The sequence below is a fragment of the Cupriavidus sp. USMAHM13 genome (assembly GCF_001854285.1).
GTDB lineage: Bacteria > Pseudomonadota > Gammaproteobacteria > Burkholderiales > Burkholderiaceae > Cupriavidus > Cupriavidus malaysiensis.
In genome coordinates this window covers 42,859-65,478 of sequence record NZ_CP017751.1, presented here as the reverse complement: position 1 = coordinate 65,478, position 22,620 = coordinate 42,859, and the positions used below count along the sequence as shown (strand labels likewise).

Annotated in this window: 20 protein-coding genes; 14 read left to right on the top strand and 6 right to left on the bottom strand. The window is 67.4% G+C overall.

The features are described 5' to 3' along the window. Nucleotides 1-24: 24 nt before the first annotated feature. From BKK81_RS00315 to yihA, 3 genes are all read right to left on the bottom strand, one after another. Nucleotides 25-1,245, bottom strand: coding sequence for a magnesium transporter CorA family protein (locus BKK81_RS00315; RefSeq protein WP_071010101.1), 1,221 nt, complete (start codon nucleotides 1,243-1,245; stop codon nucleotides 25-27). Nucleotides 1,246-1,260: 15 nt separating this feature from the next. Further along, entirely contained in the window at nucleotides 1,261-2,253 is a 993-nt protein-coding gene (gene hemB, locus BKK81_RS00310) for a porphobilinogen synthase (RefSeq protein WP_071010099.1), read from the bottom strand. Nucleotides 2,254-2,530: 277 nt separating this feature from the next. Further along, entirely contained in the window at nucleotides 2,531-3,241 is a 711-nt protein-coding gene (yihA, locus tag BKK81_RS00305) for a ribosome biogenesis GTP-binding protein YihA/YsxC (RefSeq protein WP_071010097.1), read from the bottom strand. A gap of 532 nt (nucleotides 3,242-3,773) precedes the next feature. Between yihA and BKK81_RS00300 the strand changes: the two genes are divergently transcribed. The 6 genes from BKK81_RS00300 (at nucleotide 3,774) to msrQ (ending at nucleotide 10,653) form a co-directional block, all read left to right on the top strand. After that, nucleotides 3,774-4,439 carry a c-type cytochrome gene (locus BKK81_RS00300; protein ID WP_071010096.1) on the top strand — a complete coding sequence of 222 codons (666 nt, stop codon included), beginning with the start codon at nucleotides 3,774-3,776 and terminating at the stop codon, nucleotides 4,437-4,439. Nucleotides 4,440-4,643: 204 nt separating this feature from the next. Continuing rightward, nucleotides 4,644-6,833, top strand: a complete 2,190-nt coding sequence (locus BKK81_RS00295; protein WP_071010094.1) for a cytochrome c biogenesis protein ResB — start codon at nucleotides 4,644-4,646, stop codon at nucleotides 6,831-6,833. A gap of 152 nt (nucleotides 6,834-6,985) precedes the next feature. After that, nucleotides 6,986-8,152, top strand: coding sequence for a c-type cytochrome biogenesis protein CcsB (gene ccsB, locus BKK81_RS00290; protein ID WP_197523956.1), 1,167 nt, complete (start codon nucleotides 6,986-6,988; stop codon nucleotides 8,150-8,152). A 182-nt stretch (nucleotides 8,153-8,334) separates the two neighbouring features. Next, nucleotides 8,335-8,763: a COG4315 family predicted lipoprotein gene (locus tag BKK81_RS00285; RefSeq protein ID WP_071010090.1), complete on the top strand. Its 429-nt coding sequence runs from the start codon at nucleotides 8,335-8,337 to the stop codon at nucleotides 8,761-8,763. Nucleotides 8,764-8,959: 196 nt separating this feature from the next. Then, nucleotides 8,960-9,970, top strand: a complete 1,011-nt coding sequence (gene msrP, locus BKK81_RS00280) for a protein-methionine-sulfoxide reductase catalytic subunit MsrP (RefSeq protein WP_071010088.1) — start codon at nucleotides 8,960-8,962, stop codon at nucleotides 9,968-9,970. After that, a complete protein-coding gene (gene msrQ, locus BKK81_RS00275; RefSeq protein ID WP_071010087.1) occupies nucleotides 9,970-10,653 on the top strand; it encodes a protein-methionine-sulfoxide reductase heme-binding subunit MsrQ in 684 nt (227 codons plus the stop codon). Before msrP ends, msrQ begins: the two co-directional genes overlap by 1 nt. A gap of 57 nt (nucleotides 10,654-10,710) precedes the next feature. Here the strand turns inward: msrQ and lysA are convergent, their stop codons facing one another. Further along, the gene (gene lysA, locus BKK81_RS00270; RefSeq protein WP_071010085.1) at nucleotides 10,711-11,970 is read right to left on the bottom strand and encodes a diaminopimelate decarboxylase; all 1,260 of its coding nucleotides are present in this window, start codon (nucleotides 11,968-11,970) and stop codon (nucleotides 10,711-10,713) included. 2 nt (nucleotides 11,971-11,972) lie between these two features. After that, nucleotides 11,973-12,194 (bottom strand): LPS translocon maturation chaperone LptM, encoded by a 222-nt coding sequence (lptM, locus tag BKK81_RS00265; RefSeq protein ID WP_071015862.1) that lies wholly within the window; start codon nucleotides 12,192-12,194, stop codon nucleotides 11,973-11,975. Between the two features lie 136 nt (nucleotides 12,195-12,330). On the opposite strand from lptM, the gene cyaY reads away from it, so the two are divergent. Further along, on the top strand, nucleotides 12,331-12,666 hold the full coding sequence (cyaY, locus tag BKK81_RS00260; protein ID WP_071010083.1) for an iron donor protein CyaY: 336 nt from the start codon (nucleotides 12,331-12,333) through the stop codon (nucleotides 12,664-12,666). Nucleotides 12,667-12,784: 118 nt separating this feature from the next. Here the strand turns inward: cyaY and BKK81_RS00255 are convergent, their stop codons facing one another. Beyond that, nucleotides 12,785-15,169 carry a penicillin-binding protein 1A gene (locus BKK81_RS00255; protein ID WP_071010081.1) on the bottom strand — a complete coding sequence of 795 codons (2,385 nt, stop codon included), beginning with the start codon at nucleotides 15,167-15,169 and terminating at the stop codon, nucleotides 12,785-12,787. Between the two features lie 380 nt (nucleotides 15,170-15,549). Between BKK81_RS00255 and pilM the strand changes: the two genes are divergently transcribed. From pilM to aroB, 7 genes are all read left to right on the top strand, one after another. Continuing rightward, nucleotides 15,550-16,620: a type IV pilus assembly protein PilM gene (gene pilM / locus BKK81_RS00250; RefSeq protein WP_167366680.1), complete on the top strand. Its 1,071-nt coding sequence runs from the start codon at nucleotides 15,550-15,552 to the stop codon at nucleotides 16,618-16,620. A gap of 16 nt (nucleotides 16,621-16,636) precedes the next feature. Continuing rightward, on the top strand, nucleotides 16,637-17,296 hold the full coding sequence (locus BKK81_RS00245) for a PilN domain-containing protein (RefSeq protein WP_071010078.1): 660 nt from the start codon (nucleotides 16,637-16,639) through the stop codon (nucleotides 17,294-17,296). 2 nt (nucleotides 17,297-17,298) lie between these two features. Next, the gene (locus tag BKK81_RS00240) at nucleotides 17,299-17,997 is read left to right on the top strand and encodes a type 4a pilus biogenesis protein PilO (protein WP_071010076.1); all 699 of its coding nucleotides are present in this window, start codon (nucleotides 17,299-17,301) and stop codon (nucleotides 17,995-17,997) included. Next, entirely contained in the window at nucleotides 17,994-18,536 is a 543-nt protein-coding gene (locus BKK81_RS00235) for a pilus assembly protein PilP (RefSeq protein ID WP_071010074.1), read from the top strand. Before BKK81_RS00240 ends, BKK81_RS00235 begins: the two co-directional genes overlap by 4 nt. Next, nucleotides 18,533-20,710, top strand: a complete 2,178-nt coding sequence (gene pilQ, locus BKK81_RS00230) for a type IV pilus secretin PilQ (RefSeq protein WP_071010069.1) — start codon at nucleotides 18,533-18,535, stop codon at nucleotides 20,708-20,710. The genes BKK81_RS00235 and pilQ overlap by 4 nt, the downstream gene beginning before the upstream one ends. Before the next feature lie 216 nt (nucleotides 20,711-20,926). Next, a complete protein-coding gene (locus BKK81_RS00225) occupies nucleotides 20,927-21,466 on the top strand; it encodes a shikimate kinase (RefSeq protein ID WP_071010064.1) in 540 nt (179 codons plus the stop codon). Then, a complete protein-coding gene (gene aroB, locus BKK81_RS00220) occupies nucleotides 21,463-22,569 on the top strand; it encodes a 3-dehydroquinate synthase (protein WP_071010063.1) in 1,107 nt (368 codons plus the stop codon). Before BKK81_RS00225 ends, aroB begins: the two co-directional genes overlap by 4 nt. The last annotated feature ends 51 nt before the right edge of the window (nucleotides 22,570-22,620 follow it).

Genomic DNA, 22,620 nt, shown 5'->3' with positions numbered 1-22,620 from the left:
GCCAGCCGCGGCGGCAGGCCAGGCTCAGCGGTCCAGCCAGCGGCTGAGCTGCCATACCGCGCCCAGTACCACCACCACCGCGCCCATCAGGCCGAGCGACCACCAGAAGCCGTCCGGCTCATGCAGCCACGGCATGCGCTCGAAGTTCATGCCGAAGATGCCGGTGATCAGCGTCAGCGGCATGAACAGCGCGGTGATCAGCGTCAGCGTGCGCATGGTGCGGTTGGTGCGATGCGCCACTGCCGAGAAGTGGATCTGCACCGCCGACTCGATCGAATCCTCCAACCGCCGCGCATGGGCGAGTACACGCGAGATGTGTTCCATCAGGTCGTTGATGCGCACCAGCAGCACTTCGTCGCGCCCGGCCGGTCCCCCGGCTGCGGCGGCACCCGGCCCGGGCTCGGAGGCGTCGCTGTAGCGGTTGTCCAGCAGGCTGTCGCGGAATTCCTGCAGCGCGTCGCGCTGCTCTTCGCTGAGGTGTTCCAGGCGGCGCAGCTGGATGCGTGCATCCAGCAGGCCTTCCCAGCTGGAGAAGCCGCGTCGCGCGTTCAGCAGTGCCCGCTGCCAGCGGTCGAGCTGGCGCGTCAGCGGTGCCCGCAGCTCCAGGTAGCGGTCGACCATGGCATTGAGCAGCCGCAGCATCAGGTCTTCGGGGCGCGTCGGCGGGCGGATGCCGTGGACCAGCGCCGCCTGGCCGTTGCCGCGGGCCTTCGCCGGCGGCGCCTGGCAGAGTTCCAGCAGGCGCTGGCGCACCTGCTCGATGGTGCGCGACTGGGCCGGCCCGACCGTGGCCAGCACGTTGTCGAAGACGAAGAAGGCCACCGGCTGCGTATCGATGCGCGCCAGCGCCGGCAGGAAGCCCGGCGCGCGCCGGCGCGGCCTGGGCCCGGCTGCAGCGGCTGCCTCGCCGTTGCCCGCTTCCGTGCTGCCCGCCCCGGCTTCCGCGATCAGGCGGCTGGTCTCCAGCGTCAGCTTGCGGAAGATCACCATGTCATAGGCATGGGTGGTATCGAAGTAGGACGGGTGGGCGGGATTGGTCGCATCCGCCAGATGCAGGTCCAGCACCGATGCGCCCGCCAGCGCGGCCAGCTGGTCGCGCCAGGCGCTTGCTGCCGCCGTCACTTCCTCGATGGTGCAATCGATCCAGATGAAACGGGCCGACGCATGGCCGGCGAGGAAGCCCCGCGCGGCCTCGACGGTGTCGAGCGGGTGGACCTGGCTGGCGGAGAAGCCAAGCAGCTGCATGCGCGGCGGCGGCGCTCAGCGTGCCAGCAGCCGCGCGGCATCGCGCGCGAAATAGGTCAGGATGCCGTCGGCGCCCGCTCGCCGGAAGGCCAGCAGGGACTCCATCATCACCTTGTCGTGGTCGAGCCAGCCGTTCTGCGCGGCGGCCTTCAGCATGGCGTACTCGCCGCTGACCTGGTAGACGTAGGTGGGGAAGCGGAACTCGTCCTTCACGCGGCGCACGATGTCCAGGTAGGGCATGCCGGGCTTGACCATCACCATGTCGGCGCCTTCCATGATGTCCTGCGCTACCTCGCGCAGGGCCTCGTCGGTGTTGGCCGGGTCCATCTGGTAGGTCATCTTGTTGCCCTTGCCCAGGTTGGCGGCGGAGCCGACCGCGTCGCGGAAAGGACCATAGAACGCCGAGGCGTACTTGGCCGAATAGGCCATGATGCGCGTGTGGATGTGGCCGGCTTCCTCGAGTGCGCTGCGCACCGCACCGATGCGCCCGTCCATCATGTCGGACGGCGCCACGATGTCGACGCCGGCCTCGGCCTGGGTCAGCGCCTGCCGGACCAGGATCTCCACGGTGACGTCGTTGATCACGTAGCCGTTTTCGTCCAGTACGCCGTCCTGGCCGTGGCTGGTGTAGGGGTCGAGCGCCACGTCGGTCAGCACGCCCAGTTCGGGGAAGCGCTCCTTCAGCGCGCGCACGGCGCGTGGGATCAGGCCCTCGGCGTTCGTGGCTTCGATGCCGTCCGGCGTCTTGAGCGACGGGTCGATCACCGGGAACAGCGCAATCACCGGAATCCCCAGTTCCACGCAGTCCTGCGCCACCGGCAGCAGCAGGTCGACCGAGACGCGCTCGACGCCCGGCATCGACGCCACGCTTTCGCGCTTGTCGTGGCCATCCAGCACAAAGACCGGATAGATCAGGTTGTCGGGGGTCAGGCGATGCTCGCGCATCATGCGGCGCGAGAAGTCATCGCGGCGCATGCGGCGGGGACGGTATTCGGGGAAGGTGGACATGAACGGAATCAGCGGAGTGATGCGCCGGCCGGCCTGGCCGGCGCTGCGGCATGGGCATGTTGCCGGCCAGGCCGGCGGTCCCGTGAAAAAGAAAGTCGAGAAAAACTAAACTTTCGGGCGTGCCCGCTATCATACTCGCGGACACTCTGCGTTGCGCCATGCGCGGCGCGGTGTCCCCCGCTACTCCTCCCTGAGCGGGTACCCGTCGCCCTTCGTGGCGGGAATGTTCCTCCCCGTTGCATGCAACGGGGTTTTTTTTGCCCGCGTGCCGTGGCGCTCAGGGCGCCGGCTGCTCGCCGCCGGCCGCGTCGGGGGCCTCGGGCTGCGTCGCGGGCTTGGCGTCGGCCGCCTGCGCCTCGGGCAGGCCGAGCCAGCCGGCCACGACGCGCTGGGCCTCTTCGATGCCGCGCCGTTTCAGGCTGGAAAACAACTGCGCGGTCAGCGGCACCGGTTGTTCGAGCTGTGCCGCGTATTCCGCCAGCATGCGCCGGGTTTCACGCAAGGCCAGGGCGTTCTCGCTGTTGGTGAGCTTGTCGGCCTTGGTCAGCAGCACGTGGATGGGCCGCCCCGTGGGCAGGAACCACTCGACCATCTGGCAATCGAGGTCGGTGAACGGGCGGCGGGCGTCCATCATCAGCACCAGGCCGGCGAGCTGCGTGCGCGTCTGCACGTAGTCGCTCAGCAGGCCCTGCCAGTGGAACTTGGCGGTGCCCGAGACCTGGGCGTAGCCGTAGCCGGGAAGGTCGACCAGGAAGGCCAGCGGCTCCGGTGCCTTGACCGGTGCCACCGAGAAATAGTTGATGTGCTGGGTGCGCCCCGGTGTGCGCGACGAGAAGGCCAGGCGCTTCTGGTTGCACAACACGTTGATGGCGGTCGACTTGCCGGCGTTGGAGCGACCGGCGAACGCCACTTCCGGCACGGCCGTGGCGGGCAGGTCGCGCAGGTGGTTGACGGTATTGAAGAAGCGGGCCTGGTGTAGGAGGGACATGCGGTCGGGACTAAGCGGCTGGACGATGGCAAGACAGGTCGTCTCGCGCCATCGGGCAGCGCGGGTTGGGGCCGGCGGCGGCGAGGCCGCGCCTTGGGAGCCGGGTCGGGTGGCGTTGCCGCCGCGCCGGGGTCGGCGCCATCTTTCGAGGAGACGATTTATTGTACAATAAGCCGGTTTACGGTCTCCGGATTGGGTGACGCGTGGCATCCTTGCGCCGCCCTAGGCTTCTCCAGGAGGTCTTGCGTGTCCGTTTCATTGTGGTAGCAGCGCGGCCTTTGCGCGCTCGCCATCGGCGCTGCGTCCCTTCCCGACGCCGTGTGCGTGGCGGGTCGGAGGGGGCCGGAAGCTTCTACCCGGACCGGCGCGCGGCGGGCCCGCGGGGCGCGCCGCCGGGTCTGGGCGGTGGCGCCGGGCGCAGGTCGCGTAGAACCCTGGACATCACCACCCTGCACGCCGCGCGTCCTCACCGCGGCATGCAGGCAAGCGGCACGCAGCACGGTTTCGATAACAAATCAGACAAGGTGTGCGAATGAACCGCATTGCGCAATTCCTGGCTATCGTGGCACTGGCCCTGCCGGCCGCCACCATGACCAGTCTGGCATCCGCTGCAGAACAAGCCGCACAGGCACCGAAAGCGGACCCCGCCAAGGGTGAAACGCTGTACACGCAGGGCGCCCCCGATCGCAATGTCCCCGCCTGCCTGAGCTGCCACGGCGCCAACGGCAACAGCGGCGGCGCCGCCAATCCGAAGCTCGCCGGCCAGCATCCCGAGTACATCGTCAAGGAACTGCAGAACTTCAAGGCGAAGACCCGCAACAACGCCATCATGTCGGCCTATGCCGCCACGCTGAGCGACCAGGAAATGCGCGATGTCGGCGCCTACCTGGCCAAGCAGGGACTGAAGCCTGCCACGGCCAAGAACAAGGACACCATCGAGGCCGGCCAGAAGATCTACCGCGGCGGCATTGCCGCCAAGGCTGTGCCGGCCTGCGCCGCCTGCCACGGCCCGACCGGCGCCGGCATCCCGGCCCAGTATCCGCGCATCGGCGGTCAGTGGGCCGACTACACCGAGGCGCAGCTGGTCGCGTTCCGCCAGGGCACGCGCACCAACAACCCGGTGATGACGGCCATCGCCGCGCGCATGTCGGACGCCGAGATCAAGGCAGTGGCCGACTACGTCGCCGGCGTCCGCTGAGGCTGGCCTGCGCCGGAGCGGCCCGAGGCCCTGCGGCAAGCTGACGCAGGAACGGGGCGCGGCCCGGCGCGCGGAGTATCATCGAACAGGGTGGGCTGCTCGCCGAGCAGGTCCGCCCTTTTTCTTGCCAACCTATGCTCCAAGCATCCGGCCACCCGTCTGGCCACAAGTTTGGCCACAACCGGCTGTAGGGCCTGACCGCACATGTCGACCGCTTCCACTTCGGGACTGCACCTGAAGACACCCCACCGCCTGCTGCGCGACGCGGTCGAGCTGCTGTCCTCGATGCGCTTCGCCATCACGCTGCTGACGGTGATCGCCATCGCCAGCGTGATCGGCACCGTGCTCAAGCAGAACGAGCCCTACCCGAACTACGTCAACCAGTTCGGGCCGTTCTGGGCCGACCTGTTCCATGCGCTGTCGCTGCAGAAGGTCTACAGCTCCTGGTGGTTCCTGTTGATCCTGGCCTTCCTGGTCATCTCGACCTCGCTGTGCATCGCGCGCAACGCCCCCAAGATGGTGGCCGACATGCGTTCGTGGAAGGACCATGTGCGCGAGCGCAGCCTGCGTGCCTTCCACCACCGCGGCGAATTCGATACCGGGCGCGGGCGCGCCGATGCTGCCGCTCACCTGCAGGCACTGCTGCACAACCGTGGCTACCGCATCCGGCCGGTGGCCCACGAGGGTGCCACGCTGCTGGCGGCCAAGGCCGGTGCTGCCAACAAGCTGGGCTACATCCTCGCTCACAGCGCCATCGTGGTGATCTGCCTGGGCGGGCTGATCGACGGCGACATGCTGATCCGCGCACAGATGTGGTTCGGCGGCAAGACGCCGATCTCGGGCAATGCCGTGATCAGCGAGATTCCGCCGCAGCATCGCCTGTCGGCCAGCAACCCGGGCTTCCGCGGCAATGCCTTCGTGCCCGAGGGGGCCACCGTTTCCACCGCCATTCTCAACGTGGCCGACGGCGCCCTGGTGCAGGACCTGCCGTTCACGCTCACGCTGAAGAAATTCACCATCGAGCACTATTCCACCGGCATGCCCAAGCTGTTCGCCTCGGACGTGGTGGTGACCGACCGCGCCACCGGCAAGCGCACCGAGGCCACGATCAAGGTCAACGAGCCGCTGGTGGTGGATGGCGTGGCCATCTACCAGTCGAGCTTCGAGGATGGTGGCTCGCACCTGAAGTTCGTCGGCTATCCGATGCAGGGCTCGTCCGACAAGACATTCGCCTTTACCGGCAGCGTCGGCGGCAATGCCCCGCTGGCCGGCACCGGTACCGCGGCGGACCAGGATGGCCTGACGGTGGAGTTCAGCGATTTCCGGCTAATGAACATCGAGAACGTCACCGATGCCTCGGGCAAGCCCGACGCGCGCGGTGTGGCGCGCCAGTCGCTCAATGCCAAACTGGAATCCCATCTCGGCGCGGCCGCGAATCCCGAGCGCGCCAAGGAACTGCGCAACGTCGGTCCGTCGGTGCAGTACAAGCTGCGAGATCGCAATGGCCAGGCGCGTGAGTTCAACAACTACATGGTGCCGGTACAGCTCGACGGGCAGACGGTCTTTCTGGCCGGCGTGCGCGACTCCCCCAACGAGCCCTTCCGCTACCTGCGCATTCCTGCCGACGACCAGGGCAGCGTGGCCGACTGGATGCGCCTGCGCGCCGCGCTGCAGGACCGTGGCATGCGCGGCGAGGCAGCGCGCCGTTTTGCGCAGGCGTCGATGCCCGGCGAGGACAAGGCCACGCTGCGCACGCAACTTGCCGAAAGCGCCCTGCGCGCGCTCGACCTGTTTGCAGGCGCCAGCCGTCCGGCGCCGGATGCGCCGCCGGGCGGCTTTGCCGCGGTGGCCGCCTTCCTGGAAAAGACCGTGCCGCAGGCCGAGCAGCAGAAGGCGGCCGACGTGCTGCTCAAGATCCTGAACGGTTCCATGTGGGAGCTGTGGCAGATATCGCGCGAGCACGACAAGCTACCGGTGGTGCCCAACAGCGTGCAGAGCGGCGCCTTCCTGCAGCAGGCGGTCAATGCGCTGTCCGACAGCGTCTTCTACCAGGCGCCGGTCTTCCTGCAGCTCGAAGACTTCCAGCAGGTCCAGGCCAGCGTGTTCCAGCTGACCCGTGCGCCGGGCAAGAACATCGTGTATCTTGGCTGTCTGCTGCTGGTGCTGGGCGTGTTCGCCATGCTCTATATCCGCGAGCGGCGCGTCTGGATCTGGATCAAGGACCGCGCCGAGGGGGCGGGCAGCCACGTGCTGATGGCCATGTCGACCCAGCGCCGCACGCTGGACTTCGAGAAGGAGTTCACGGCCTTGCGCGACGATGTGCGCCGCGCCGCAGGCGCGCCGGCCGAGGAGGCCGGGGCCGCGGTGGCGGCAGAAGACCGGCCGGCTCACTAGGCCGGCCAGGCAAGGTCCGCGAGGGCAGCCCGCGCCAGGCGGGCGGGGCGGCGCGCCGCACGCGCCGGAGAAAACAGCGGCGCCGGTCCGGCCGGCGCGCGATGATGCAGGCAGGAGATATGTCGTCCAATGTGAACCAGGCGAGCGCCGGCATGGGCGCCGCGCGGCCCGGCGCCGCCGCCGAACCGGCGCCTTACCTCGAACCGTCTTTCCTGCGCCGCCTCGGCTGGCTCGACTGGGTCTTCGCCCTGCTGCTCGCCGTCGGCGCGGGCGTGGCGCTGACCCGCTACGGCAACTGGATGAACGGCTATGACAAGGCCGTGCTGATCGCCTCGGTGCCGACCTTCGCGCTGCTCGGCTGGCACTGGAAACCGGTGCGCCTGCTGATGGTGGTATTGGCCGTGCTGGCGCTGTCCGCCCTGCAGCTTTACCAGGGGCAGCTTGCGCGCGCCGAGCAGGCCTTCTTCCTGAAGTATTTCCTCTCGAGCCAATCGGCCATCCTGTGGATGAGCGCGCTGGTCTTCCTTTCTACGCTGTTCTACTGGGGCGGCCTGCTGGCGCGCAGCGCCACCGGCTACAGCATCGGCCACCAGCTGTGCTGGGCGGCAGTCGCGCTGGGCTTCACCGGCTTGCTGGTGCGCTGGTACGAGTCCTACCTGATCGGCACCGACATCGGGCATATCCCCATCTCGAACCTGTATGAAGTGTTCGTGCTGTTCACGCTGATCACATCGCTGTTCTACCTGTACTACGAGGGCCGCTACGCCACGCGCGCGCTGGGTCCCTTCGTGATGCTGGTGGTGTCGGCCGCGGTCGGCTTCCTGCTGTGGTACACGGTGAGCCGCAATGCGCAGGAGATCCAGCCCCTGGTGCCGGCGCTGCAGAGCTGGTGGATGAAGATCCACGTGCCGGCGAACTTCATCGGCTACGGCACCTTCGCGCTGGCCGCGATGGTAGCAGTGGCCTACCTGCTCAAGCAGAAAGGCATCCTGGCCGAGCGCCTGCCGGCGCTGGAGGTGCTGGACGATGTCATGTACAAGGCGATCGCGATCGGTTTCGCCTTCTTCACCATCGCCACCATCCTGGGAGCGTTGTGGGCCGCCGAGGCCTGGGGCGGGTATTGGAGCTGGGACCCCAAGGAGACCTGGGCGCTGATCGTCTGGCTGAACTACGCAGCCTGGTTGCACATGCGCCTGATGAAGGGCTTGCGCGGCACCATGGCGGCCTGGTGGGCACTGGTCGGCCTGTTGGTCACGACCTTTGCCTTCCTGGGGGTGAACATGTTCCTGTCCGGCCTGCACAGCTACGGCGAGCTGTAGTCCCGTACCACGGCCGCACCGTCGTGATGTGACGGATTTGACGCATCGCAAGGAACCTGCCCCCTGGGCAGGTTTTTTTTCGCGCCGAGGATGAAAAGCGCCGTATTCGGTGTTTACTGAGAGGACGGCGCCGGCTGGCGGCGCCTTTTTTTGCTTTTTTCTTTTGACTGGAGACTGACATCATGGCCCGTTTCTGTCGTACCGCTCCCTTCGCGCGCGCCGGCGCCCTGGCCCTGGCCTGCTCGGCTGTCCTGCTGGCGGCCTGTTCCAGCATGGGAATGGGAAGCTCCAGCGGCAATATGCCGCCCACGGTCAAGGTGACGAATGGTGCGCTGAGTGATCCCCAGGGCCTGACCCTCTATGTGTTCGACCGTGACAATGTCGGGGCCGGCGTCAGCGCCTGCAACGGCGCCTGCGCAAAGAACTGGCCGCCGCTGCTGGCCCAGCCCGGCACGTCGCCGAGCGGTGACTTCACCATCATCACGCGCGAGGATGGCAGCAAGCAGTGGGCCTACCGCGGCCGTCCGCTTTACCGCTTCGCCAAGGATGCCAGCCCGGGGGACCGCGCCGGCGACAACTTCAACAACGTCTGGCACGTCGCCACGCCCTGACGCATCGGGCCCGAGCGGCCCGCGCCGGCGTGACGGAGCCGGCGCGGCCGCCATGCCCTGGGGAGATGGGTGGCTTGGTGGCGGCACGGCAAGAAAACTGTCAGGTTCGGGGCGTACCGTCCGACCAAGGCTGGTGTCCGATGCCCGATGCGGCGCGATGGTGTGTCCCCGGGCTGGCCCGTACAAAGGAAAGACCATGCTGATTCCTCCTCCGCGATGGCTGCGCGGCACCGATGTGCCCGCCTCCGAGATCACGCCGCGCTCGCTGTTCGAGTCGCGCCGGCGACTGCTGGCGCTGGCGGCCGGCGGCGGAGCGATCGGCGCACTCGGCCCCTGGGCCGCGCGCCACGCGCGTGCCCAGGTGCCGGCCGGCCACGGCCCGCGGCTGGCGGCGGTGCTGAACCGCAGCTATGTGGTGGCAGACCGGCAGACATCCTATGAGGACATCACCACCTACAACAATTTCTATGAATTCGGCACGGACAAGTCCGATCCGGCCCGCTTCGCCGACACGCTGCGCCCGCGCCCCTGGCAGGTCGTGGTGGAAGGCCTGGTCAACAAGCCCAAGGTGTTCGACCTGGATGAGCTGCTGAAGCTGGCGCCGCTGGAGGAGCGCATCTGCCGGATGCGCTGCGTCGAGGGCTGGTCGATGGTGATCCCCTGGATCGGTTACTCCCTGGCGAACCTGGTGCGCCGCGTCGAGCCGCAGGGCAGCGCCAAGTACGTGCAGTTCCTCACGCTGGCCGACAAGAAACAGATGCCCGGACTGGCCAGCCCGGTGCTGGACTGGCCCTATAGCGAGGGTTTGCGCATGGACGAAGCCATGCACCCGCTCGCACTGCTGGCCTTCGGCCTGTACGGCGAAGTGCTGCCCAGGCAGAACGGCGCGCCGGTGCGCATGGTGTTGCCATGGAAGTACGGCTTCAAGGGGGCCAAGTCCATCGTGCGCATCCGCTTCGTCGAGCGGCAGCCGCCGACCAGCTGGAACCAGGCGGCGCCGCAGGAGTACGGCTTCTTCTCGAATGTCAATCCGGAGGTCGACCATCCGCGCTGGAGCCAGGCCACCGAGCGCCGCATTGGCGAGGATAAGGGCGGCGGTGGCTTTGCCGCGCTGTTCGCGCCCAAGCGCAAGACGCTGATGTTCAACGGCTACGCCGAGCAGGTGGCCTCGCTCTACCAGGGCATGGACCTGAGGAAGTACTTCTGATGGCCGCCCCGGACCTGCCTGCAGGCCAGGGGCCGGCCACGGCCGCCGGGCGCTGGAGCCTGGCCGCGCCGACCCCCGCGGCCCTGCGTGCGATCAAGCTGGCGGCATGGCTGCTGGCCCTGCTGCCGTTCGTACGCCTGCTCTATCTGGGGGCGACCGACCGCTTCGGCGCCAATCCCCTGGAATTCGTCACGCGCTCAACCGGTACCTGGACCCTGGTGATGCTGTGCGCGACGCTGGCGGTGACGCCGCTGCGGCGGCTGCTGGGCTGGAACTGGCTGGTGCGGCTGCGCCGCATGCTGGGCCTGTTCGCCTTCTTCTATGGCTTGCAGCACTTCCTGCTGTGGGTCGGCGTGGACCGCGGCTTCGACTTCGCCTACATGCTGAAGGACGTGGCCAAGCGGCCGTTCATCACGGTGGGATTCGCTGCCTTCATGCTGATGGTGCCATTGGCCGCGACCTCCACCAACGCGATGGTACGGCGCCTTGGCGGCAGGGCCTGGCAGCGCCTGCACCGGGCCGTCTATGCGATCGCGGTGCTGGCCATCCTGCACTACTGGTGGCACAAGTCAGGCAAGCACGATTTCGCCGTGGTGTCGGTCTATGCCACGGTGGTGTTCGTGCTGCTGGGACTGCGGCTGTGGTGGCGCAGACCGCGGGCGCAGGAGGTGCGCCACGCATAAGGGGCGGCGCGGAGCGGGGTGCAGGGGGAGCGGGACGCCGCTCCCCCCGTGGAGGCGTCAGCCCTGCAGCAGTCGCTCGCCGCGGTACAGGTCCTCGACGCGTTCGCGCTCGCGCACCAGGTGCACGGTGTCGCCGTCGACCATGACTTCGGCGGCACGCGTGCGCGTGTTGTAGTTCGAACTCATGACGAAGCCGTAGGCGCCAGCCGACATGATGGCCAGCAGGTCGCCCGGTTGAACTGCCAGGGCGCGGTCGCGGCCGAGCCAGTCGCCAGACTCGCAGACCGGGCCGACCACGTCGTAGGTCACGGCCTGCGCGGCGCGCGGCGCGACCGCTTCGATGGCGTGGTAGGCCTCGTACATGGCCGGGCGCGCCAGATCGTTCATCGCGGCATCGACGATGCAGAAGTTCTTGGTGGCACCCGGCTTCAGGTACTCGACGCGCGCGAGCAGCAGGCCGGCATTGCCCACCAGGGAGCGGCCCGGCTCGAACAGCACTTCACGGTGGCCGTGGCCGCGCGCGGCCACGTGCGACAGCAGCGTCGAGGCGAAGGCCGTGATGTCCGGCGGCGTTTCGTCGGCGTAGGTGATGCCTAGGCCGCCGCCGACATCGATGTGCTCCAGGTCGATGCCTTCCTGCGCCAGTGCCTCCACCACGTCCAGCACCTTGTCCAGTGCCTCCAGGTAGGGCGCCACTTCGGTGATCTGCGAGCCGATATGGCAGTCGATGCCCACCACCTCAAGGTGGGGCAGGGCCGCCGCGGCGCGGTAGGTCGGCAGCACGTCCTCGAAGGCGATGCCGAACTTGTTGCCCTTCAGGCCGGTGGAAATGTAGGGGTGCGTCCTGGCGTCGACGTCCGGGTTGATGCGCAGCGACACGCGCGCGCGCTTGCCCAGCCGGCCGGCCACGGCGTTCAGCCGGTCCAGTTCGGGAATGGACTCGACGTTGAACGACAGCACCTCGTGCGAGAGCGCCAGTTCCATCTCCGCCGCGCTCTTGCCCACGCCGGAGAACACCACCTTGCGCGGATCGCCGCCGGCGGCCAGCACCCGCATCAGCTCGCCGCCCGAGACGATATCGAAGCCCGCGCCCAGGGCGGCGAAGACCTGCAGCACGGCCAGGTTGGAGTTGGCCTTCATCGCGTACTGCACGCGCGCATGGCGGCCGGCGCAGGCGGCGGCGTAGGCCTCGTAGGCGGCGGTCAGCGCGGCGCGCGAGTAGACGTAGGTCGGCGTACCGAATTCGGCGGCGATGCGCGACAGCGGCACTTGCTCGACGGCAAGCTCGCCGTCGCGACGTTGGAAGAAGGCGTTCATGGTCACTTGGAGGCGGGGGCGCTCGCGGCCGGCGCCGCGGCTGCGGGGGCGCCTGGCGCGTAGACGGCGTCGGGACGGCCCAGTCCCGGATCGGGTGCGGCGGGCGCGGTCGGCTCGGGCGGGCGCTTGGGCATCACCAGCGGGCCGCGCACGCCGCATCCCGACAGCAGGGACATCGCAAGGCTGGCGGCAAACGCCGATACAATCGCTACACGACGCAACATCGGGTCGTCCTTGAAGAAGCGTCCCGGCCGGGACGGGCCGGGACCATCGGAATTGCATTCAAATACAGCGCCGGCCGCGCCCGCGCCTGCATGATGCGGGCGCAGGAAGAGCGGCCGGCGGACCTTGGAGTTTAGCATGCCCCCCTTGAGCGAGAGCGAGTTCCTGGCCCTGGCAGAACAGGAGCTGGACCGTCTGGAACGCGCCGTGGAAGACGCGGCGGATGCCGCCGGTGCCGACATCGAGATCAACCGCAGCGGCAACGTGATGGAGCTGGAATTCGAAGACGGCTCCAAGATCATCGTCAACAGCCAGGCGCCGATGCAGGAGCTGTGGGTGGCGGCACGCGCGGGCGGCTTCCACTTCCGCCGCGACGGCGGGCGCTGGGTCGACACGCGCGGCGGCGGCGAATTGTTCGAGGCGCTGTCGCGCTACCTGAGCCAGCAGGCAGGGGTGGTGCTGACCCTGGCCTGAGGCTGATCCTGGCCCGAGGCGTGCGGGCGCGCGCCTGCGCTGCCATGCCCATGAAAAAGCCGGCCACAGGGCCGGCTTTTTCATGGGCGGGAGGCGGCTGCCAGTTGTCTCTAGCGTTTCAAGCGCCGCCGAACATCTCCAGGACGCGCTTCTTCTCCGCTTCGGCATCGGCCGGCGACTGCGGCTGCGAGGCGCCGCTGTCGGCCTTGCCGGGCCACGGGTCGCCCAGGCCCACCGAGGCTACGCCGGCACCACCGGCATTTTCCTCGAAGGTCCAGTCTCCGCCGGCCATCACCACCCCCTCCGGCGGCTGGCGCTCGGGGATTTCCGGCACGCCCTTGAGGGCATGGCTCATGTAGCCGACCCAGATCGGCAGTGCCAGGCCGCCGCCGGTCTCGCGCACGCCCAGGCTCTTGGGCTGGTCGTAGCCCATCCAGGCGATCGCCACCAGGCCCGGCGTATAGCCGGCGAACCAGGCATCGACCGCATCGTTGGTGGTACCGGTCTTGCCGGCCAGGTCGTTGCGGCCAAGGCGCTGCTTGGCGAGGTTGGCCGTGCCCATGCGCACCACATCGCGCAGCATGCTGTCGGCGATGAAGGCTGTGCGGGCATCGAGCACGCGCACGGCATCCTGGCCGGCGCGCGCGGGCCTGGTCTCTGACAGCACGTTGCCGCGCGCGTCGACGACCTTCTGGATCAGGAAGGGATTGACGCGGTAGCCGCCGTTGGCGAATACCGAATAGGCTGCCGCCATCTGCAGCGGGGTCACGCTGCCCGAGCCCAGCGCCATCGGCAGGTAGGCGGGATGCTTGTCGGCGTCGAAGCCGAAGCGCGTGATGTAGTCCTGGGCGTATTGCGTGCCGATCGCGCGCAGGATGCGCACCGAGACCAGATTCTTCGACTTGGCCAGCGCGCGGCGCATGGTCATCGGGCCTTCGAACTTGCCGTCGTAGTTCTTCGGCTCCCAGACCTGGCCGCCGGTGTCGGGGCCGATGGTCAGCGGCGCGTCGTTGATCACGGTGGCAGGGGAGAAGCCTTTCTCCAGCGCAGCCGAGTAGATGAAAGGCTTGAAGCTTGAACCGGGCTGGCGCCACGCCTGCGTCACGTGGTTGAACTTGTTGCGGTTGAAGTCGAAGCCGCCCACCATCGAGCGGATCTGGCCATCGTTGGGGTCGATCGAGATGAAGGCCGCCGACACCTCGGGCAGCTGCGTGACCGACCAGGCGCCCTTGGCATCCTGCGTCACGCGGATGATGGCGCCCGGGCGCATCTTCATTTTCGGCTGGGCGCTGGCCGACAGCGAGGGGGCGATGAATCGCAGCGCCGCACCTTCGATGGTGGCGACCTCGCCCGACAGCAGCGTGGCCGTGACCTGGCGCGGCGTCACGCTGGTGACCACGGCCGAGCGCAGGTCGTCGCTGCCGGGGTGTTCCAGCAGCGCGTCGTCGATGGCCTGCTCGCGGTCGTCGGCATTGCCCGGCAGGTCGATGAAGGCCTCCGGCCCGCGGTAGCCGTGCTTGCGCTCGTAATTCATGATGCCGTCGCGCACGGATTCATAGGCGGCGTCCTGGTCGGGCTTGCGCAGCGTGGTGTAGACGGTCAGGCCGCGCGTATAGGTCTCTTCGCGGTACTGGGCGTACATCAGCTGGCGCACCATCTCGGCCACGTACTCGGCATGGGTCGAGAACTCGTTGCCTTCGCTGCGTACCTTCACCTCCTCGTGCAGCGCCTGCTCATATTGCTCCGGCGTGATGTAGCGCAGGTCGCGCATGCGCTGCAGGATGTACTCCTGGCGCACCTTGGCGCGCTTCGGGTTGACCACCGGGTTGTAGGCCGAGGGCGCCTTGGGCAGGCCCGCCAGCATGGCCGCTTCGGCGATGCTGAGGTCCTGGATCGACTTGCCGAAATACACGCGCGCCGCGCTGGCGAAGCCGTAGGCGCGCTGTCCCAGGTAGATCTGGTTCATGTACAGCTCGAGGATCTGGTCCTTGCTCAGGTTCGCCTCGATCTTGTACGACAGCAGCATCTCGTAGATCTTGCGCGTATAGGTCTTCTCGCTCGACAGGAAGAAGTTGCGCGCCACCTGCATGGTGATGGTCGAGGCGCCCTGCGACAAGCCGCCGCGCAGGTTGGCCAGGCCCGCACGCAGCACGCCGACGAAGTCGACGCCGCCGTGCTCGTAGAAGCGGTCGTCCTCGATCGCCAGCACTGCCTTCTTCATGATGTCCGGGATCTGCGTGATCGGCACGAAATTGCGGCGCTCTTCGCCGAACTCGCCGATCAGCACGTTGTCCGCGGTGTAGACGCGCAGCGGGATCTTGGGACGGTAGTCCGTGATGGTGTCGAGCGAAGGCAGGTTCGGGGCTGCCACCAGCAGGGCATAACCGAGCAGCAGCGCAACGGCGACGGCACCGGCCAGCAGCAGGCCGAATCCCCACATCAGCGCGCGCTGCCAGAGGGGGCGGCGGGCGGGGGCGGGCGTCGTCGGTTGTGGGGTGACCATGGGGAATTTGCCTAGTCTGAGGTGCCCGGATTATATCGCCCGTGTCCCTGCGCTCCGCTTCGCCGGTGACGGAAGCGCCGCAGCAGTGCTGTTACAAGATGTAATGCCTTGGAAACCTGTCTGAAACCGCGTGGAAGTCGGCAAAGTGCCTTCGCGGCGCATGCGGGAGAGGGGCGTCGGATTTTGGCAACGCTTTGGCAGGGGCGGAAACAAATTAAATGCGTGTCCAGACCGGCACATTGCCAGCGCTCCGCCTTTTTGTGAGAATCCTCGAACAGAAAACGGGAAACGTTTCATCCAAGAAACAGGATTCGTCCAATTAGAGCAGACATGCCAGGGGCGAGTTCAAATGTCAGGGGGTCACCTTGCGACGGGGCATCTTGTCGGGGCTTCTGCGCCGGACTACGGTCGGCGTGGATATTGGTTCGTCCAGCGTCAAGGTAGTGGAGCTGTCGGTCGGCGGCAGCAAGCAGGACTACCGGCTGGAGAAATGCGCCAGCGAACTGCTGGACCGCAATGCCGTTGCCGATGGCAACGTGGTCGATATCGCAGCGGTCGGTGCCGCGCTCAAGCGTGCGCTGGGCAAGGCCGGCATCCGCACCAAGGATGTGGTGCTGGGCGTGCCGTCCATGCTGACCGAGTCGCAGACCGTCAGCCTGCCCGACAACCTGACGGACGACGAACTCTATCTGCAGGTGGAATCCGAGGCGCACCGCCTCTATCCGCCATCGCAACCCGTCAACTTCGATTTTGCCGTGATCGGTCCCAACGAGACCGAGGGCGGCATCGGCGTGCGCGTGACGGCGGCCAACAGCGACCGTGTGCAGGAACGCGTCACCGCCGCCGAGATGGCCGGACTGAAACCGCAGGTGATGGACATCGAGGAGTACGCCGTGCAGCGCTCCGTGGTCCACATGCTCGGCGTGCCGGAAGCGCTCTCCGAAGCCGATGCGCGCATGCTGCCGGTGGTGGCGGTGGTGCACCTGGGCGGCAGCCGTTCCAAGGCCATCTTCTACCAGGGCTGGCAGGAGTTGTACGAGCAGGCGCTGGGCAGCTATGGTGACCAGCTCACGCAGAGCGTGGCCCGCATGTTCTCGCTCGACGCGCTCAAGGCCGAGGTCAAGAAGCGCAAGAACACCTTGCCGGAAGCCTGGCGCACCCAGTTGCTGAAGCCTTCGCTGCAGATGCTGGCCGAGGAAGTGGACGGCGCGGTGCGCAACTTCATCAGCGGCTCCGGCGTGGCCCGGGTCGACGAGATCCTGCTGTCCGGCGGCCACGCCTCGCTGCTGGGCGTGCAGGCGGCGATCGAGCAGCAGACCCACATCACCACCACGCTCGCTAATCCTTTCGCCAATATGGCGACCGCCGGCAAGGTCAACGAACGCTACCTGCAGCGCGACCTGCCGGCCTACATCGTCGGCGCCGGGCTGGCGCTGCGCGGATTGCAATAGCCCGACGGGAGACATCATGCCGATCCATTCGATCCCGTCGGTCAACCTGCTGCCCTACCACGAAGCACGCAAGGCCGCCCGGCGCAGGAAGGTCTACACGATGCTGGCGGCTGCCGCTGGCGGTGGCCTGCTGGTGGTGCTGCTGGGCGGCTTCTACATCGACAGCCGCGTCAGTGCCGAGGAAGGACTGAACCAGATGCTGCGCCAGGAGAACGCGCGCATGGATGGCCAGATCCGCGAAGTCGATGCGCTGAAGAAGGACATCGATTCCCTGCTGCAACGGCAGCAGGCGGTGGAGAGCCTGCAGACCGAACGCAACCGCCCCGTGCAACTGCTGGAGGAACTGGTGCGCCAGGTGCCGGAAGGCGTCTACCTGACCAGCCTCAAGCAGACCGGCGACAGCTTCACCGTGTCCGGCGTGGCCCAGTCGAACGAGCGCGTTTCCGAACTGCTGCGCAACATCGGCCAGGTGGCCTGGCTCGACAAGGCCGAACTGGTCGAGTCCAAGGCGGTGACCATGACCAACAACCTGCGCGAGCAACGCCGCTTGTTCGACTTCTCGATGCGCTTTGCCTATCGGGCGCCCGAGGCGGCCGACGCCGGCAAGGCAAGACGCGGGGCCGGCGGTGCTGCCGCCTCCATGCCCACGGTGCCTGCCGCGGCGAACAAGGGCTGATCATGGCGCTCAATTCCGAAATCTCGCTGGCCGCTCTCAATGACCTGGCCGGCCAGTTCCGCGGCCTGAACCTGAACGAGCCCGAGACCTGGCCGCAGGCGCCGCGGGTGGCGTTCGCGCTGCTGGCCTGCTTGCTGGTGCTGGTGCTCGGCTGGCAGTTCTACTGGAGCGGCAAGTTCGACGAGCTCGATGCCAGGCGCAACGAGCAGAACACCCTGAAGCAGGCGTACCAGACCAAGGTGGCGCAGATCGCCAACCTGGCCGCGCTGCGGGAGCAGAAGCGCGAGGTCGAGCAGCGCGTCGCCCTGCTGGAGCGACAGCTCCCGAACAAGACCGAGATGGACGCGCTGCTGGCCGACGTCAACCATGCGGGCGTGGCCCGAGGCCTGCAGTTCGAGTTGTTCAAGCCGCAGGCCGCGGTCATCAAGCCTTATTTCGCCGAGATCCCGGTGAACCTGAAGGTCACGGGCCGCTATCACGACGTGGCACAGTTCAACGCCGACGTGGCGGCGCTGTCGCGTATCGTCACCATGCGGGGCCTGCAGCTCACCGCCGGCAAGGACGGCAGCGGCCTGACCATGGAGGCGGAGGCGATGGCCTATCGCACGCTGGACGCTGACGAGCAGGCGGCGCAGCGCAAGGCAGCCGCCGATGCGGCCAAGAACAAGAAGGGCGCAGGCCAGCCGGGAGGCGCCAAATGATCCGGCTGATCCGCTCCCTTCCTGCCGGCCGCATACGCGTGCTCGGCGCCGCGTTGCTGGGGGCCGCGCTGCTCAGCGCCTGTGGTGACGGCGAGGAGGACGCGCTGCGCCATTGGATGGCCTCGACCCGCACCGCCAAGGCGCCGCCGCCCGCGCCCCTGCCGCAGCCTACCCCCTTCGTGCCGCGCGAGTACGCGGGGCGCAATGCTCCCGAACCCTTTTCGCAGACCAAGATCGGCGATCTCAACCGGGTGCTTTCCGAATCCCCGGAAGCCGGCCGGCGGCGCGAGCCGCTGGAAGACTTTCCGCTGGAGAACTTCAAGATGCTGGGGGCCATGCACAAGCGCGGCGAAACCTACGGCATCGTCCAGGTAGATAACAAGATCCACCACGTCAAGGTGGGTCAGTACCTCGGCCAGAACTATGGCCGGGTGGTCCGCATCACTGATCAGACGATCGAGTTGCGTGAATTGGTCCGGGAAGGGGTAGGGGAGTGGAAACAGAAAATGACCAGCCTGAAACTGGAGGGAGCGGCATGAGCGCGCAACGCTGGACGCGCGCCTTCGCCGCCGCCGCGATGGTGCTGTCGCTGGCGCTGTCGCTGGCGCTGTCGCCGGCATGGGCGCAAGGCAGTACGTCGCCGAATCTCGTCAAGTCGGTGGACGTGGCCACTGTCGGTGAGCAGACCGTCTTCACCATCGACCTGGCTGCGTCGCCGGCGCAGCCGCCTGTGGATTTCTCCACGCAGAGTCCGGCGCGCATCGCCATCGACTTCGTCAACACCGGGTTTGCCGCGGGCCGCGCGCAGTACAGCTACGGCGGCAAGCTGGTGCGTGGTGCCAGCGTGGTGCAGACGGGCGATCGCACGCGCGTGGTGCTGGACCTGGGGCGGCCCGCCACCTATCGCACCGAGCTGAGCGGATCGCGTTTCCTCGTGCGCATCGACAATGTCGCGCCGCAGAGCAAGGCGGCCGCGCCGACCTTCGCCCCGAGCGCCGCGCTGGCTTCCCCGGCTGCGTCGGGCCTGCGCCCTGCCGTGCGCAGCATCGATTTCCGCCGCGGCACCGATGGTGCCGGACGGGTGGTGGTCGACCTGTCCTCGCGCGATTCCGGTGTCAACATCGCGCAGCAGGGCCAGAACGTGGTGGTCGACTTCATCGGTACCGCGCTGCCCGAAAGCCTGCGCCGCCGCTTCGATGTGATGGATTTCGGCACGCCGGTGCAGTCGCTGCGCGCCAGCGATGCCGACGGCAACGCACGCCTGACCATCTCGCCACGTGGCAACTGGGAATACAGCTCCTACCAGACCGACACGCAGTTCGTGGTCGAGGTGCGGCCGGTCAAGGAAGATCCCGCCAAGCTGATCAGCGGACCGGGCTACCGTGGTGAACGGCTTTCGCTGAACTTCCAGAGCATCGATATCCGCTCCTTGCTGCAGGTGTTCGCCGACTTCACCAACCTGAACATCATCACCAGCGATACCGTGCAGGGCAACCTGACGCTGCGTCTCAAGGACGTGCCGTGGGACCAGGCGCTGCAGATCGTGCTGGACGCCAAGGGCCTGGCTTCGCGCCGCAGCGGCAACGTGCTGTGGGTGGCGCCCAAGTCGGAGCTGGCGACCAAGGAAAAGCTCGAGCTCGAGTCACAGCAGCAGATCAGCGAGCTGGAGCCGATCCGCAGCCAGGTATTCCAGCTCAACTACCAGCGCGCCGACGATGTACGTCGCATGCTGCTCGGCCAGGCGGTCGGCGGCCCGGGCGCGGCCGGCTCCGGCCTGGGCACCACCGCCACGGTCGCCGGCGGTGTCGGCGGCACCATGGGCAATACCCGCATGCTGTCCAAGCGCGGCTCGCTGACCGCGGATGCGCGCACCAACCAGCTGTTCGTCTCCGACGTCGCCAGCAAGCTGGAGGAAGTGCAGAACTTCCTGGGCAAGATCGATATCCCGGTACGCCAGGTCATCATCGAGGCGCGCATCGTCGAGGCCACCGACTCCTTCAGCCGCAACCTGGGCGTGAAACTGGGCTTTGCCTCCAAGACCAATGGCGCGGGCTACGGCAATACCTACTCGAACGTGGTCAGTCCGGTGACGGCCAATGCGACCTGGGACAACAGCCCGGCGGTCAGCCTGCCGGCCGCCGTGATCAACGGCGTCAACCCGGCGACCGCGGCCATCAGCCTGTTCAATGCCGGTGCCAGCCGCTTCGTCGCGCTCGAACTGTCGGCGCTGGAAGCCGACGGGCTCGGCAAGATCATCTCCAGCCCGCGCGTGGTGACGGCCAACAACGTCAAGGCGCTGATCGAGCAGGGCACGGAGCTGCCCTACCAGGCCGCCACCTCCAGCGGTGCGACTTCCGTGCAGTTCCGCAAGGCCAACCTGAAGCTGGAGGTGACGCCGCAGATCACGCCGGAGGGCAATGTGCTGCTGGACGTGGATGTCAACAAGGACAGCGTCGGCATCCAGACCACGGCCGGCTTCGCCATCGACACCAAGCACGTGCAGACCCAGGTACTGGTGGATAACGGCGGAACGGTGGTGATCGGCGGCATCTTCATGCAGACGGAGAGCAACAACAGCAATAAAGTGCCTTGGTTGGGTGATATTCCGGTGCTCGGCAACCTCTTCAAGGACAATTCCCGCGTCAACAACCGCTCGGAACTCCTGGTGTTCCTGACGCCGCGCATCCTGAACGACAATGTCTCCCTGAAATAGCCCCGCCGGCGCGCTATGCAGTAGACTGGCAGGCCGCATCGCTGATGCGGCCTTTTTTTATCGCCCCGGCCCTGCTGCCGCATGCGGCACTTGCCCAGAGCGGGCCAAAAGACGAAGATGATGCAGTTCGAGACAGGGGAGGCCCGGTGCGCACCGGCCTCCCGCGTTCTATCCCCCGTGACAGCCTCCCGCCCGAATCTCTTTTTCGTCGGCCTGATGGGCGCCGGCAAGACCACCGTCGGCCGCGCCGTGGCCCGGCGCCTGGATTATCCGTTCTTCGATTCCGACCATGAGATCGAAGCGCGCTGCGGCGTGCGTATCCCCGTGATTTTCGAGCACGAAGGCGAGGCGGGCTTCCGCGAGCGCGAGGCCCAGATGATCGACGAGCTGACGCAGCGCAGCGGCATCGTGCTGGCGACCGGCGGTGGCGCGGTGCTGCGTCCGGAGAACCGCGCCCTGCTGCATGCGCGCGGCACCGTGGTCTACCTGCGCGCCAGTCCGCACGACCTGTGGCTGCGCACCCGCCACGACCGCAATCGCCCGCTGCTGCAGACCGAGGATCCCAAGGGGCGGCTCGAAGCCTTGTACACCGCGCGCGACCCCCTCTATCGCGAAGTGGCTCACTTCATCATCGAGACCGGCAAGCCTTCTGTCGCGCAGCTTGCTAATATGGTCTTGATGCAACTTGAAATGGCCGGCTTCCACGTTGCCGGCGACGATGTGCCGGCCGGTCCGGCGCCACACACGACCCCATGATCACGCTTGAAGTCTCCCTGGGAGAGCGCAGCTATCCCATCCATATCGGCGGCGGCCTGCTTGGCCGGGCCGACCTGCTCCAGCCTCACGTGCGCGGCCAGCACGCCGTCATCGTCACCAACGAGACCGTCGGGCCGCTGTATGCGGCGCGCGTCGAGGCGGCGCTGGCTTCGCTGGGCAAGACCGTGCGCGTCGTCACGCTGCCGGATGGCGAGGCCTTCAAGAACTGGGAAACGCTCAACCTGATCTTCGACGCGCTGCTGCGCGCTGGTGCCGACCGCAAGACCACGCTGGTGGCGCTCGGCGGCGGGGTGGTGGGTGACATGACCGGCTTTGCCGCGGCCTGCTACATGCGCGGCGTGCCCTTCGTGCAGATGCCCACCACGCTGCTGGCCCAGGTCGATTCCTCGGTGGGCGGCAAGACCGGCATCAACCATCCCCTCGGCAAGAACATGATCGGCGCCTTCCACCAGCCGCGCGCGGTGATCGCCGACATCGAGGCGCTGCAGACCCTGCCTCCGCGCGAGCTGGCCGCGGGCATGGCCGAGGTGATCAAACACGGCGCGATTGCCGATGCAGGCTACTTCGAGTGGATCGAGCAGCATATCCAGGCGCTGAACACCTGCGATCCCGAACTGATGGCGCTGGCGGTGCAGCGCTCCTGCGAGATCAAGGCAAATGTGGTGGCGCAAGATGAGCGCGAAGGTGGACTGCGCGCCATCCTGAACTTCGGCCACACCTTCGGCCACGCCATCGAGGCGGGTCTCGGCTACGGCGAGTGGCTGCACGGCGAGGCTGTCGGCTGCGGCATGGTGATGGCGGCCGACCTGTCTCTGCGCCTGGGCTTCATCGATGTGCAGACGCGTGCGCGCCTGCGCCGGCTGGTCGAGGCGGCGATGCTGCCGTCGGTGGCGCCGGAACTCGGTACCGAGCGCTACATCGAACTGATGAAGGTGGACAAGAAGGCCGAGGCCGGCAGCATCAAGTTCATCCTGCTGAAGAAGCTGGGCGATGCCTTCATCACCACCGTGCCCGACGCGGACCTGCGCGCCACGCTGCAGCACGCGATATTGAAACCTCCCGCAGAGGCGACCGTCGCCTGAACGGACGGTGATGCCTCGCAGCCCGAGATCCCCTCAATGGACCCCCGGATT

Coding starts and splice junctions, on each gene's coding strand:
- pilQ (WP_071010069.1), top strand. CDS start 18,533: ATGAGCGCGCAACGCTGGACGCGCGCCTTCGCCGCCGCCGCGATGGTG.
- hemB (WP_071010099.1), bottom strand. CDS start 2,253: ATGTCCACCTTCCCCGAATACCGTCCCCGCCGCATGCGCCGCGATGAC.
- lysA (WP_071010085.1), bottom strand. CDS start 11,970: ATGAACGCCTTCTTCCAACGTCGCGACGGCGAGCTTGCCGTCGAGCAA.
- BKK81_RS00235 (WP_071010074.1), top strand. CDS start 17,994: ATGATCCGGCTGATCCGCTCCCTTCCTGCCGGCCGCATACGCGTGCTC.
- aroB (WP_071010063.1), top strand. CDS start 21,463: ATGATCACGCTTGAAGTCTCCCTGGGAGAGCGCAGCTATCCCATCCAT.
- BKK81_RS00300 (WP_071010096.1), top strand. CDS start 3,774: ATGAACCGCATTGCGCAATTCCTGGCTATCGTGGCACTGGCCCTGCCG.
- lptM (WP_071015862.1), bottom strand. CDS start 12,194: ATGTTGCGTCGTGTAGCGATTGTATCGGCGTTTGCCGCCAGCCTTGCG.
- msrP (WP_071010088.1), top strand. CDS start 8,960: ATGCTGATTCCTCCTCCGCGATGGCTGCGCGGCACCGATGTGCCCGCC.
- BKK81_RS00255 (WP_071010081.1), bottom strand. CDS start 15,169: ATGGTCACCCCACAACCGACGACGCCCGCCCCCGCCCGCCGCCCCCTC.
- msrQ (WP_071010087.1), top strand. CDS start 9,970: ATGGCCGCCCCGGACCTGCCTGCAGGCCAGGGGCCGGCCACGGCCGCC.
- BKK81_RS00245 (WP_071010078.1), top strand. CDS start 16,637: ATGCCGATCCATTCGATCCCGTCGGTCAACCTGCTGCCCTACCACGAA.
- BKK81_RS00240 (WP_071010076.1), top strand. CDS start 17,299: ATGGCGCTCAATTCCGAAATCTCGCTGGCCGCTCTCAATGACCTGGCC.
- BKK81_RS00295 (WP_071010094.1), top strand. CDS start 4,644: ATGTCGACCGCTTCCACTTCGGGACTGCACCTGAAGACACCCCACCGC.
- yihA (WP_071010097.1), bottom strand. CDS start 3,241: ATGTCCCTCCTACACCAGGCCCGCTTCTTCAATACCGTCAACCACCTG.
- cyaY (WP_071010083.1), top strand. CDS start 12,331: ATGCCCCCCTTGAGCGAGAGCGAGTTCCTGGCCCTGGCAGAACAGGAG.
- BKK81_RS00285 (WP_071010090.1), top strand. CDS start 8,335: ATGGCCCGTTTCTGTCGTACCGCTCCCTTCGCGCGCGCCGGCGCCCTG.
- BKK81_RS00315 (WP_071010101.1), bottom strand. CDS start 1,245: ATGCAGCTGCTTGGCTTCTCCGCCAGCCAGGTCCACCCGCTCGACACC.
- ccsB (WP_197523956.1), top strand. CDS start 6,986: ATGGGCGCCGCGCGGCCCGGCGCCGCCGCCGAACCGGCGCCTTACCTC.
- BKK81_RS00225 (WP_071010064.1), top strand. CDS start 20,927: ATGGGCGCCGGCAAGACCACCGTCGGCCGCGCCGTGGCCCGGCGCCTG.